Source organism: Halomonas sp. H10-9-1, assembly GCF_040147005.1.
Classification (GTDB): domain Bacteria; phylum Pseudomonadota; class Gammaproteobacteria; order Pseudomonadales; family Halomonadaceae; genus Halomonas.
In genome coordinates this window covers 2,280,405-2,292,774 of record NZ_JAMSHO010000001.1, presented here as the reverse complement: position 1 = coordinate 2,292,774, position 12,370 = coordinate 2,280,405, and the positions used below count along the sequence as shown (strand labels likewise).

At 67.7% G+C, this 12,370-nt stretch carries 10 protein-coding genes; 5 read left to right on the top strand and 5 right to left on the bottom strand.

The window, feature by feature from the left end:
• Nucleotides 1–61: 61 nt before the first annotated feature.
• From accC to dsbD, 3 genes are all read right to left on the bottom strand, one after another.
• Nucleotides 62–1,411 carry an acetyl-CoA carboxylase biotin carboxylase subunit gene (accC, locus tag NFH66_RS10565; protein ID WP_349610269.1) on the bottom strand — a complete coding sequence of 450 codons (1,350 nt, stop codon included), beginning with the start codon at nt 1,409–1,411 and terminating at the stop codon, nt 62–64.
• A gap of 43 nt (nt 1,412–1,454) precedes the next feature.
• Nucleotides 1,455–1,922 carry an acetyl-CoA carboxylase biotin carboxyl carrier protein gene (gene accB / locus NFH66_RS10560; protein ID WP_349610268.1) on the bottom strand — a complete coding sequence of 156 codons (468 nt, stop codon included), beginning with the start codon at nt 1,920–1,922 and terminating at the stop codon, nt 1,455–1,457.
• A 229-nt stretch (nt 1,923–2,151) separates the two neighbouring features.
• Nucleotides 2,152–4,020 carry a protein-disulfide reductase DsbD gene (gene dsbD, locus NFH66_RS10555; protein ID WP_349610267.1) on the bottom strand — a complete coding sequence of 623 codons (1,869 nt, stop codon included), beginning with the start codon at nt 4,018–4,020 and terminating at the stop codon, nt 2,152–2,154.
• 264 nt (nt 4,021–4,284) lie between these two features.
• Here dsbD and NFH66_RS10550 point away from each other — a divergent pair, with 264 nt between their 5' ends.
• Nucleotides 4,285–5,403 (top strand): DUF2333 family protein, encoded by a 1,119-nt coding sequence (locus tag NFH66_RS10550; RefSeq protein WP_349610266.1) that lies wholly within the window; start codon nt 4,285–4,287, stop codon nt 5,401–5,403.
• A 120-nt stretch (nt 5,404–5,523) separates the two neighbouring features.
• On the opposite strand, the gene ppa is transcribed toward NFH66_RS10550, so the two are convergent.
• The gene (ppa, locus tag NFH66_RS10545; RefSeq protein WP_349610265.1) at nt 5,524–6,054 is read right to left on the bottom strand and encodes an inorganic diphosphatase; all 531 of its coding nucleotides are present in this window, start codon (nt 6,052–6,054) and stop codon (nt 5,524–5,526) included.
• Nucleotides 6,055–6,286: 232 nt separating this feature from the next.
• On the opposite strand from ppa, the gene NFH66_RS10540 reads away from it, so the two are divergent.
• Nucleotides 6,287–8,020, top strand: coding sequence for a bifunctional protein-serine/threonine kinase/phosphatase (locus NFH66_RS10540; protein WP_349610264.1), 1,734 nt, complete (start codon nt 6,287–6,289; stop codon nt 8,018–8,020).
• 124 nt (nt 8,021–8,144) lie between these two features.
• On the opposite strand, the gene NFH66_RS10535 is transcribed toward NFH66_RS10540, so the two are convergent.
• A complete protein-coding gene (locus tag NFH66_RS10535) occupies nt 8,145–9,401 on the bottom strand; it encodes a 6-phosphofructokinase (protein ID WP_349610263.1) in 1,257 nt (418 codons plus the stop codon).
• A 183-nt stretch (nt 9,402–9,584) separates the two neighbouring features.
• On the opposite strand from NFH66_RS10535, the gene mpl reads away from it, so the two are divergent.
• The 3 genes from mpl (at nt 9,585) to NFH66_RS10520 (ending at nt 12,366) form a co-directional block, all read left to right on the top strand.
• Nucleotides 9,585–10,976 carry a UDP-N-acetylmuramate:L-alanyl-gamma-D-glutamyl-meso-diaminopimelate ligase gene (gene mpl / locus NFH66_RS10530; RefSeq protein WP_349610262.1) on the top strand — a complete coding sequence of 464 codons (1,392 nt, stop codon included), beginning with the start codon at nt 9,585–9,587 and terminating at the stop codon, nt 10,974–10,976.
• On the top strand, nt 10,969–11,601 hold the full coding sequence (locus NFH66_RS10525) for a flavin prenyltransferase UbiX (protein ID WP_349610261.1): 633 nt from the start codon (nt 10,969–10,971) through the stop codon (nt 11,599–11,601). Before mpl ends, NFH66_RS10525 begins: the two co-directional genes overlap by 8 nt.
• Before the next feature lie 141 nt (nt 11,602–11,742).
• Nucleotides 11,743–12,366, top strand: a complete 624-nt coding sequence (locus NFH66_RS10520; protein WP_349610260.1) for a LysE family translocator — start codon at nt 11,743–11,745, stop codon at nt 12,364–12,366.
• The last annotated feature ends 4 nt before the right edge of the window (nt 12,367–12,370 follow it).

Sequence of the window (12,370 nt, the reverse complement as noted above, 5' to 3'; positions counted from 1 at the left end):
AAAGGGGCAATAACGCAAGCGGGGCGGCCTCGGCCGCCCCGCTGCATCGAAACCGGGCCGGTTAAATGCCCAGCTTCTTCTCCAGGTAGTGGATATTGACGCCACCTTGCTGGAAGTAGCCGTCGCGCACCAGGTCCTTGTGCAGGTCGGTGTTGGTCTTGATGCCCTCCACCAGCAGCTCGTCGAGTGCGACCCGCATGCGGGTCAGCGCCGTTTCACGGTCGGCACCCCAGGTGATCAGCTTGCCGATCAGCGAGTCGTAGTGGGGCGGTACTGTATAGCCGGTGTAGAGGTGGGAGTCCATGCGCACGCCCAGGCCACCCGGCGGGTGGTACAGGGTCACCTTGCCGGGGGAGGGCATGAAGGTGCGCGAATCCTCGGCGTTGATGCGACACTCGAAGGCGTGGCCGCTGACCTCTACATCTTCCTGGCGGATGGAGAGGGGGAGACCGGAGGCGATGCGCAGCTGCTCCCTGACGATATCCACGCCGGTGACCAGTTCGGTGACCGGATGCTCCACCTGGACGCGGGTGTTCATCTCGATGAAGAAGAATCGGCCATCCTCGTAGAGGAACTCGAAGGTGCCGGCGCCGCGATAGCCGATGGTGATGCAGGCCTGGCGGCACGCCTCGAGGACCTCGGCGCGGGCCTCGGGGTCGAGCATCGGTGCCGGGGCTTCCTCGATCACCTTCTGATGGCGGCGCTGCAGCGAGCAGTCGCGGTCATAGAGGTGGATGGCGTTGCCCTGGCCATCGGCGAGCACCTGTACCTCGACGTGGCGCGGGTTCTCGAGGAACTTCTCCATGTAGACGGTGCCGTCGCCGAACGCCGCGTGAGCCTCGGTGCGGGTCACGTTCACGGCGGAGAGCAGGTGCGCTTCGGTATGCACCACGCGCATGCCGCGTCCGCCGCCGCCGGCGGCGGCCTTGATGATCACCGGGTAGCCGATGCGGCGTGCGATGGCCAGGATCTCGTCTTCTTCACCGTCACCTTCGGGCAGCGGGCCGTCGGAACCCGGTACCGTGGGTACGCCGGCCTTCTTCATCGACTCGATGGCGCTGACCTTGTCGCCCATCAGGCGGATGGTCTCGGCCTTGGGTCCGATGAAGGTAAAGCCGGAACGCTCCACCTGCTCGGCGAAGTTGGCATTCTCGGAGAGGAAGCCGTAGCCGGGGTGGATGGCGCTGCTGTCGGTGACCTCGGCGGCGCTGATCAGGGCAGGGATGTTGAGGTAGGACTGGGCCGAGGGGGCCGGCCCGATGCACACGGCCTCGTCGGCCAGGCGCACGTGCATCAGCTCGCGATCGGCCTTGGAGTGGACGGCCACTGTCCTGATGCCCAGCTCTTTGCAGGCACGCAGGATGCGCAGGGCGATCTCGCCGCGGTTGGCGATAAGAACCTTGTCCAGCATGATGGGTCCGCCAGTGTCGGGTGAATGAAGGGGTAAGCGATGCTCAGGCGATGACGACCAGCGGCTGGTCGAACTCCACCGGTTCGCCGTCCTCGACCAGGATCGCCTCGACCACGCCGTCACGGTCGGCCTCGATCTGGTTCATCATCTTCATGGCCTCGACGATACACACCGTCTCGCCCTTCTTGACGTGGGAGCCGATCTCGACGAAGGCACTGGCGCCGGGGGCCGGTGAGCGATAGAAGGTGCCCACCATGGGGGAGGTGATGGCCTGGCCCTGGAAGGTGGCGCCCTCTGCGGCGGCGGGCTCGGCATCCGCGGCGGGTGCCGGTGCGTTGGCGGGAGCCGGCTGGACCAGCGGCGCGTAAGCCTGCGGCATGCTGGGCTGCCAGTTCACGCCGTTGGGATGGCGGCTGATGCGAACCGACTCTTCGCCTTCCTGGATCTCGATTTCACTGATGTTGGACTCTTCAAGCAACTCGATCAGCTTCTTGACCTTGCGGATATCCATGACGTTCGTCCCGATCGGTTGGGGGCGGTGAGTGGCCGTTGGCCCGGTGCTGTCAACCATGGCCAAGTTTCATTAGATCGCGGCAAGATGGCGACTCTTCCGCCTCTATAGGCCGTTATAACGAGGGTAGCGCCGAAGTTTGCCGAAAAATCGCAGGGATGTCCAGCGCAGACGGAAACGCTGTTCACGCTCCTCCGGCCGGTGTCTGAATGGCGTCACGGGCGGCCTCTCAGGCGCTCTCGGCGGTGTGCTCCTCGAGCCAGCTGAGCACGCCGTTGAGGTGCTCCGCCAGCGGCTCGGCGCGGGTCTCGCCCTGGATGCGAGCCGAGCGAATCTCCTCGCCACCGTGGAAGAATAGCAGGCTGGGCGGGCCGAACAGCTCGTAGCGGTCGAGCAGTTCGCGGCTGGCGGCACCAGTGTCGGTGACATCGACGTTGATGCGGGCGAAGGCCGCCAGCGGTTCGGCGACCCGCGGGTCGGGATAGACCTGGCGCTCGAGCTGCTTGCACGAGATGCACCAGTCGGCGGTGAAGTGGACGAAGGCGGCCCGACCCTCGGGTACCGAGGCGAGCGCCTGGTGTAGCCCGTCGAGCTCGTCTACGGTGATCACCTCGGTGCTGGGTTGGGTGGTGCCCGCTGGCGTCCCGGCTCCGGCGGTGAGCGCTGCCAGCGGGCGTAGCGGGTCGCTGGCCCCGCCGGCTGCGCCGAGCACCAGGGCCAGGCCCCAGGCCAGCAGCAGTAGCCCGAGCGCCTGGCGTACCCGCGCCCATCCCTGGGGCAGGTTGGTGGTCATGGCGCCGAGTGCCAGGGCGGTGCCCACCGCCAGGGCGGCCCACAGCAGCAGCACGGCGGTGGCCGGCAGCAGGCGCTCGACCAGCCAGATCGCCACCCCCAGCAGCAGGATGCCGAAGGCGCTCTTGACCCCGTTCATCCAGGCGCCACTGCGTGGCAGCAGGGTAGTGCCGAAGGTGCCCACCAGCAGCAGCGGCACGCCCATGCCCAGGCCCAGGGCGAGCAGGGCAGCGCCCCCCATCACGGCGTCGCCGGTGGTGGAGATGAATACCAGGGCGCCGGCCAGCGGTGCCGAGACGCAGGGCGAGACCACCAGTACAGAAAGCGCGCCGGCCAGTGCCAGGCCGGCGGGGCCACTCTGCTGGGCGCGTGCCTGCCAGGCATCGATGCGGCCGGCCAGCCTGGGCGAGAGACGTAGTTCGAAGGCATCGAACATGGCCAGGGCGAAGAGCGTGAAGAGCACCGCAAAGGTGATCAGTACCGGCGCCGACTGCAGCCGCGCCTGTAGGTTGAGGCCGGCTCCGAACAGGCCCATGAGCACACCGACCAGCGCATAGGTGAGCGCCATGCCGGCCACGTAGCTGGCGGAGAGGGCAAAGGCACGCGGCCGGCTAGGGTTCTGGCCGACGATGATCGAGGAGAGGATCGGCACCATGGGCAGCACGCAGGGGGTGAAGGTCAGCCCCAGGCCGGCGAGGAAGAAGAGTCCCAGCGCCAGGGGCAGGCTGGCCTCGGCCATCAGTGCCTGGAAGCGCCCATCCTCGCTCTGCGGGGCAGCGAGCGCGCTGGAAGAGCCGGCGTCATCTTCGCTCTCGGCGGAGCCGGGGTCGACATTCGCTGCTTGCCAGGCGGCAAAGGCGGCCGGCGCCTGCTGCTCGGCGGCCTCCAGGTCGACGCGCTCGGGGGGGTAGCAGAGGCCGGCGTCGGCGCAGCCCTGGAAGGTGAGGGTGATCGGTACCACACCGCTGGCCGCTTCCTCGAAGGGCACTTCGAAGACCAGGGTGTCGCGGAACGTATAGACGTCGCCGAGGAACTCGTCGCTGGTGAAGGTGCCCTCGGGGAGCGTCGGCTCCCCCAGCGGCGGGTCGGCCGACTCCACCGCAAACTGATGGCGATAGAGGTAGTAGCCTTCCTCGGCTTGCATGCCGATGAAGAGTGTCTCGCCGTCATGCCAGGCACTGGCCTGGAAAGCCTCGAGTACCGGCAGGAACTCCTTGTCGTCGCTTGCGAACCATTGAGCCTGGGCAGTGAACGGCAGCAGCAATAGCAGCAGGGTCGTCAGGGCGGTTCGTCGAAGGCTGATCACGGAAATCCTGTCCTTGGTTACGGTGTGGCTGGCGATCAGACACCACCTGGCCCTCGGGGTTCCGGTGCCGGCCCGGCATCAGCGCCCCGGTGTCGGCTACCGGTATGAGAGCAAGGATGGGCTGACCGCTTGCGCTGGTCGAGTGCTAGGATAACGCAGGGGAGGGCGTGTCTTCATCGAGAATAGTGGCCAGAGGTGTGCCACGTTGTCGCACGCACCCGTGTCTCGTATTAGGAAAGTCTCGTATCGGAAAGGAACCTGCACATGGCTTGGATGGGCAAGGGCGGCGCCAGGCGTCGCGAGAGGATCGAAACGCTGGAGCGCCCCGACTACGGCTGGATCTGGAAGCCGTTGCTGACGCTGCTGGTGATCTATCTGGTGGTGACGCTGGCTCTCGGGGCCTGGTGGAGCCGCACGCCACCGCCGCACAGCGTCGAACAGGTGCCCATGGAGCGGCGCGGAGACGCCGGCGGTGAACCCGCCGCCCGAGGCGCGGTGACGGTGGCCACCCTGGCCAGTATCGTCGAGACCCTCTATGCCAAGCCCGGTGGCTACCTGCGTAACGACCGCCTGCCGCCGGGGCTGTGGCTCGACAACATGCCGAGCTGGGAGCGGGGAGTGCTGGACCAGGCCCGGGACCTGGCGCGCGCACTGCCCTCGATGCACCCGGCCCGGGTCGAGCTCCTGGAGGAGGCGGTGCGCGGCCTGGCCGGCGATGGCCTCGACTGGTACCGCCCCGCCACCGAGACGCACCTGGCATCGGCGGTGGCCGCCCTGGATAGCCAACTGGAGGCGCTGGGCGGCATGCAGGCCGAGGGCTTTGTCCCCGGAGCGGGGTTGCGCCGCTGGCTGGCCGATGTCGGGGTGCACCTCGACGATCTCTCGCTGCGCCTCGCCTCGGGTTCTGGAGGGCACCAGCTGCTGCGTGAGCTGGCCATCGATCGCGAGGCGCTGCCCGAGGGCACTCCCTGGTATCGGATCGACAACGTCTTCTTCGAGGCGCGCGGCGCCGGCTGGGCGCTGGTCCAGATGCTGGAGGGGGTGCAGCGCGATCAGGCCGATGTCCTGGAGCGCGCCGGGGTGACCGAGCGTTGGGAGCGCCTGCGTGCGGAGCTGGCCATGACCCAGCGCCGCCTGTGGAGCCCGGTGGTGATGAGTGGCTCTGGCTTCGGCCCCTTCGCCAACCATACCCTGGTGATGGCGCTCCACGTCAGTCGTGCCCGGGACTTGGTCGAGGAGATCGCCATGGCGCTTGCCGAGAGTGCGGCCCTCGAGGCCGGCGGCGATGGCGTGACCCTGGCGCCGGCCAGCGAGCCTGAGGTAGTCGAGGTGACGCCTGATGCCCCGCTCGAGCAGCAGGCCAGCCCGCAGGCCATCGACTAGCCTGCCGCCGCTCGGCCCCGTGACTGGCGGGGCCGGGCGGCGTGGGCCGGGAACGCAGCGGGCCGCCCAAGGGGCGGCCCGCGTCACTTCCGACCTGAGTCCGTGAGTTACCGGGCGTGTTCAGGCCTTCTCGTAGGCGGAGGCCGCCTTCTCTATGGCCTTGCGGGCGGCCTCGACGCCTTCCCAGGACTCCACCTTGACCCACTTGCCCTTCTCGAGATCCTTGTAGTTCTCGAAGAAATGAGCGATCTGCTGGCGCAGCAGCTCGGGCAGGTCGGTCACTTCCTGGACATCATCGTAGAGGCTGGAGAGCTTGTGATGCGGTACGCAGACCAGTTTGGCGTCTTCGCCGGCCTCGTCGGTCATGTTGAGGATGCCCACCGGGCGGGCGCGGATGATGCTGCCGGGCTGCACCGGGCAGGGCGTGACTACCAGGGCGTCCAGCGCGTCGCCGTCGTCGGCCAGGGTGTGCGGGATGAAGCCGTAGTTGGCCGGATAGAACATCGGGGTGGCCATGAAACGGTCGACCAGCAGTGCCCCCATGTCCTTGTCGATCTCGTACTTGATCGGGGTGTGGTTGGCCGGGATCTCGATCGCGACGTAGACGTCGTTCGGGAGGTCCTTGCCGGCGGGGATGTTGTCGAAGTTCATCGTCGCTTCCTTGGGGTGGGAAATGGCGGTTGGCAGACGCTCCAGGCGGATCGTCTGGATGAAAAAATTTGTCGAATTATACGGGGCCGCCCAGGCGAATACCAATTCGACTATCGGTGGCGTCGTGTTGCCGACCGCATCGGCGTGGGGGCGGCCTTCATGTGGAATCCCCGAGCGGGCCTGCTCCGTGTATGATTGGCCGCGCATGGCGTCATCGGGCAAGGAGGAGTGAGTGTCACCCGCGCAGCTGTCATTGAGTTTTGGCCAGGCCTTCGTGGCGCCGGATCGCCGGCGGCACCGCAGCTCCATGTCGGTACGCCTGCCCGAGGCACCCCAGCTCAACGCCAAGGGAGCCTGTGCGCTGATCAGCGATGCCACCCGGCGCAACAGCATGGCCAAGCAGGCCGGAGATCTCGGCGTGCGCAGCTTCCTCGCCGACTACTACTCCACCCCCGACCACTGGGACGTCAAGACATCGGCAACCCGGGTGCTGCGCGCCCTCAACGCCTGGGCCTACAGCCAGAGCCGGCAGGTGGCAGAGGGCAGCTATGTCACCTCGCTGTCGGCGCTGGTGCTGCGCGGTACCGAAGGCCACCTCTTCCATATGGGCGACACCCTGGTGTTCCGGTTGCGCGGGGCGGAATTCGAGCAACTGACCCGTGACCATGTCACCGACCTCGGGGGCTATCGCTACCCTTCCCGGGCTCTGGGCATGGACAACAGCATCGACATCGACTACGCCCGTTTCCCGGTCAAACAGGGGGATCTGTTCCTGTTTACCACCCAGGCGGTGCAGGGCACCCTGATGCCGTCGGAGTATGTGCAGCTGATCCGTCAGGACGCCAGCGATCTCGATGCCGCCTGCGATCGCCTGGCCGAGGCGGCGGTACAGCGTGCCCAGTCGCGCGGCTACGGGGCCGACCAGTTCTGTTTCCAGTTGGTGCGCATCGATGAGTTGCCCGATGCCCCGTCCGACAACCCGGCCAAGGTGTACGGCGAACTGCCGATCCCGCCCGAGCTCTCGCCGGGAGATCGCCTCGACGGGCTGGAGGTGCAGGCCGTGCTGTCACGCACCGCCCAGTCGCGAGTCTATCGGGTGCGTGACCTCCAGAGCGAGCGCGAGATGGTGATGAAGGCGCCGAGTCCCGAGCTCTCCCTCCGCAATATCTACCTGGAGCATTTTCTGCTCCAGCAGTGGGTGGTGGAGCGGGTCAAGTCGCCCTTCGTGGTGCGTGTGATGGAGCCGTCGCGGCCACGTCGCTACCTCTACTACCTGATGGCTCACGTCGAGGGCGAGACCCTGGTCGAGTGGGCGCGGCGCCACCCCCAGGCGAGCCTGGCTCAGCGCCTGGATATTGCCAACCAGCTGGGCAAGGCGGTGCAGGCCCTGCACCACCGGGAACTGCTGCATCAGCTGATCCACCCCGGCAATGTGCTGATCGATACGCATGGAAGGGTGGTGCTGACCGACTTCAGCGCCTGCCGGATGCGCGACGGGTCTGGGCTCAAGGGGGCCCATGAACTGTTGCGTCAGGTGGGGATCACCGAGCACAGCGCTCCCGAATATGCGCTGGGTGACGGGATCGGTCGGCGTAGTGACCAGTACTCCTATGCGTCAACGGTCTACTGGCTGTTGACCGGCGAGCTGCCCTATGCGGTGCCCCCCAACCGCCTGCGCAGCCATACCGACCTCGAGCAGCTTGTCTATCGCAGTGCGCGCCAACGCAACCCCGAGGTGCCTCAGGCCCTGGACGAGGCGCTACGCCGGGCACTGGACCCCCAGCGGGCGCTGCGCTATCGGCGCATGTCGGAGTTCCTGCGTGAGCTGCGCCTGCCGCTGGCGATCTCGCACCAGTCAATGGCGTCGCGCCTCAGGCCGCGGCGGCTGCGTGATTCCGGCCACTTCTGGCAGGGCATCGCGGCACTGCTGCTGCTGCTGCTGGTGCTCTCCTGGCTGCTGCGTTAAAAACGCCGAGTGGCAAGTGACAAGGAGAAAGTGGAAAGGGTGAGTAACAAGCAAGCCCCGCCGGCATTACCAGCGAGGCTTGCTTGCCACTTGCTACTTTTTACTCGAGCTCACGCTTGGCCGCTTAGAGCGTGAACTCCGGCAGCTTGCGCTCGACACGGTGCTTGGCCAGCTTCGCCACGCGGGGCAGGCCGTTGTCGAACGGGGGGAAGTCCTCGCCCTGGATCAGCGGCAGGAGGTACTGGCGGCACGCCTCGGTGATGCCGAAGCCATCCTCGCTGATGAAGTCTCGGGGCATGAACTTCTCGCGGTTGGCGATCTCGGCCAGCGGGGCGGCCTCGATGCGCCACTGGTAGGGCGCGTCGGAGACCCGCTTGATCGCCGGCATCATGGCGTTCTTGCCCGCGATCGCCAGCTCCACCGCCATCTCGCCCACCGCATAGGCCTGTTCGACGTCGGTCCTGGAGGCCAAGTGGCGCGCGGCGCGCTGCAGGTAGTCGGCCACCGCCCAGTGGTATTTGTAGCCGAGGTCCTGCTTGATCATGCCGGCCAGGGTCGGCGCCACGCCGCCCAACTGGCGATGGCCGAAGGCATCGGTGTTGCCGGCGTCGGCGAGGAAGGTGCCATCCTCGTAGCGGGCACCTTCGGAAACCACGATCACGCAGTAGCCGTACTGCTTGACCGCCTCATCGACGCGGGCCATGACGGCCTCGCGGTCGAAGGCTATCTCGGGAAAGATCACCAGATGGGGCGGCTCGCCCTCGCCCTGGCCGGCCAGAGCGCCGGAGGCGGCGATCCAGCCGGCGTGGCGGCCCATCACCTCGAGCACAAACACCTTGGTGGAGGTGGCGCACATGGAGGCGATGTCCAGCGAGGCCTCCAGGGTGGAGGTGGCGATGTACTTGGCGACGCTGCCAAAGCCGGGGGAGTTGTCGGTGATCGGCAGGTCGTTGTCCACGGTCTTGGGGACGTGGATGGCCGTTAGCGGATAGCCGAGCTTCTCGGAGAGTTGCGAGACCTTGAGGCAGGTGTCGGCGCTGTCGCCACCGCCGTTGTAGAAGAAATAGCGGATATCGTGGGCGCGGAACACCTCGATCAGCCGTTCGTACTGGGCGCGGTGGGTCTCGATGTCCTTGAGCTTGTAGCGGCAAGAGCCGAAGGCGCCGCCAGGGGTATGACGCAGCGCGGCGATCGCCTCGTCAGACTCCTGGCTGACATCGATCAGCTCCTCGGTGAGGGCGCCGATGATGCCGTTGTGGCCGGCATAGACCTTGCCGATGTGGTCGGGGTGGCGGCGGCAGGCCTCGATCACACCGCAGGCGCTGGCGTTGATCACGGCGGTGACGCCGCCGGACTGGGCGTAGAAGGCGTTATGGGCCATGGGGCTTGTCTGCTCCTGGTCGTCGCTGCTGTTCGGGGTTGAGGGGACGAAAGTCGAAGGATTCTAGCCGAAAGCCCCTCGTCCTGCACCCGGACGCGCTGGAGGGGCTCGTTGGGGCCATGCTAGTCTCCCCGTTTGCATGCCGCGCCGTTGCGGCCCCGACCCCATGCTGGAGCGAGCCCCATGCACCTTCATATCCTTGGTATCTGCGGCACCTTCATGGGCAGCCTGGCACTGCTGGCCCGGGAGCTGGGCCACCGGGTCAGCGGTTCGGACGCGGGGGTCTACCCGCCGATGAGCACCCAACTGGAGGAGGCCGGCATCGCCCTGATGGAGGGCTACTCGCCCGCCAACCTCGAGCCACGCCCCGACCTGGTGGTGATCGGCAATGCACTGTCACGCGGCAACCCCGAAGTGGAGGCGGTGCTCGATACCGGCCTGCCCTATGTCTCCGGCCCCCAGTGGCTGGCCGAGCAGGTGCTGCCCGGCCGGCGGGTAATCGCCGTGGCCGGCACCCACGGCAAGACCACCACGGCGAGCCTGGTCGCCTGGCTGCTGGAGTCTGCGGGCCTCGCGCCGGGCTTCCTGATCGGTGGCGTGCCGCGCAATTTCGACGTTTCGGCTCGCCTCGGCGCAGCGGATGCGCCCTTCGTGGTGGAGGCCGACGAGTACGATACCGCCTTCTTCGACAAGCGCTCCAAGTTCGTCCACTACCGTCCCGAGATCGCGGTGCTGGGCAACCTGGAGTTTGATCATGCCGATATCTTCGACGATCTGGCCGCTATCGAGCGCCAGTTCCACCACCTGGTGCGTACCGTCCCGGGCCGAGGAAAGCTCCTGGTGGCCGACGGCGAGCCGGCCCTCGATCGAATGCTGGCGATGGGGGCCTGGACCCCGGTGGTGCGCTTCGGCGAGGCCGCCACGAGCCCCTGGAGGATCGCGCTGGAGCGCGACGATGCCTCGCGCTTCCGGGTGATTCATGAGGAGGGTCAGGGCGAGGAAGGCGTCGACGAAGATGCGGTAGTCGACTGGCCGCTGACGGGGACCTACAACGCTCGCAATGCCCTGGCGGCGCTGGCTGCCGCCCACGCCTGCGGGGTGGATCCGGCCCGCGGCGCCGCGTCCCTGGCGCGCTTCGAATCGCCGCGGCGGCGCCAGGAGCTGCGCGGGGAGGTGGTCAATATCCAGGTGATCGACGACTTCGCCCACCACCCCACGGCCATCGCCGCCACCCTGGAGGGGCTCCGCGCGGCGACGGCCCGGGGCAGGCTGCTGGCGGTGGTCGAGCCACGCTCCAACACCATGCGCCTGGGGACCCTGCGTGAGCGCCTGGCGGCAAGCGTGGCTGCCGCCGATGTCGCCTTCTGGTATCGCCCCGAGGGGCTGGACTGGCCACTGGAGCCGATCGTCGCGGCGAGTCCGGTGCCGGCAAGGCTGGAGCAGGATCTCGATGCCCTGGTGGCGGCCCTGGTGGCCGAGGCGAGGCCCTATGACCGTATCGTGGTGATGTCCAACGGCGGCTTCGGGGGTATCCATGAGAGGCTGTTGGCGGCGTTGGAGGCGGCCCATGGCTGAAGGCCTTGCACCCCCGGTGACGGTGGCGCTGACCGGTGCCTCCGGGGCCCAGTACGGGTTGCGGTTGATCGAGGCGCTGGTGGCGGCGGATCACGAGGTGTGGGTGATGATCTCCAAGGCGGCCCACCTGGTGATCGCCACCGAGACCGAGAGTGAACTGCCCGCTCGCCCCGAGCGGCTGGCCGCGGCCCTGGCGAAACGCAGCGCCGCGCGGCCGGGGCAGATCCGCTGCTTCGGCCGCGAGGAGTGGATGGCGCCGGTGGCGTCCGGCTCCGGGGCTCCCTCGGCGATGGTGATCTGCCCCTGCTCCACCGGCACCCTGTCGGCGGTGGCCACCGGTGCCAGCAATAACCTGATCGAGCGTGCCGCCGATGTGGCGCTCAAGGAGCGGCGGCAGCTGATCCTGGTGCCCCGCGAGACACCGCTGTCGGCGATCCATCTCGAGCACATGCTCAACCTGACCCGCCTGGGGGCGGTGATCCTGCCGGCGGCACCGGGGTTCTATCACCAGCCCGCGTCGATAGCCGACCTGATCGACTTTGTGGTGGCGCGGATCCTCAATCAGCTGGGTATCGAGCACCGCCTGATGCCGCGCTGGGGGGCCCCCGCTTCGCCGCGCGCTTGACGCCATACGCCTGAAACGAAAAGCACGGCGGCTCTCGACTCATCCGCCCCGGCAGGCTCGGCAGGTGCCCGCGTGCCGGGCATGGAGTCGGCACCGATACCTGCCTGGCCGCTTGGCACTACCGACATGGAGGTTGTTCGAATGGTTAGCCTGGGAATGCTGTCGGTGTTCGTGCCGACCTTCTTCCTCGTCTCCCTTACCCCGGGGATGTGCATGACCCTGGCCATGGTGCTGGGCATGACCCAAGGGGTACGGCGCAGCCTGTGGATGATGGTCGGGGAGCTGGTCGGGGTGGGGCTGGTGGCCGCCTCGGCTGGGGCCGGGGTGGCGGCACTGATGCTCCGCCAGCCGGAACTCTTCGCGCTGTTCAAGTGGCTGGGCGGGGCCTACCTGGCCTACCTGGGTGTCATGATGTGGCGCTCCCGGGGGCGCATGGCGATCCCGGAGCAGGGGCTCGCCGTGGCGCCCGCCGGGCGTGCACAGCTGGCCACCCAGGGCTTCGTCACCGCCGTGGCCAATCCCAAGGGGTGGGCCTTCTTCGTCGCGCTGCTGCCCCCCTTCCTCGACGCCGAGCGGTCGCTCGCCGGCCAGCTCGGCGTGCTGGTGGCCTTGATCCTGATCATCGAGTTCATCTGCCTGCTGCTCTACGCCACCGGCGGCAGCCGCCTGCGGCGCCTGCTTGCGCGGGGCGGCAGCGTGCGCCTGCTGAACCGCATCGCCGGGACCCTGATGGTCGGCGTCGGCGTGTGGCTGGTGCTGGGCTGACCCG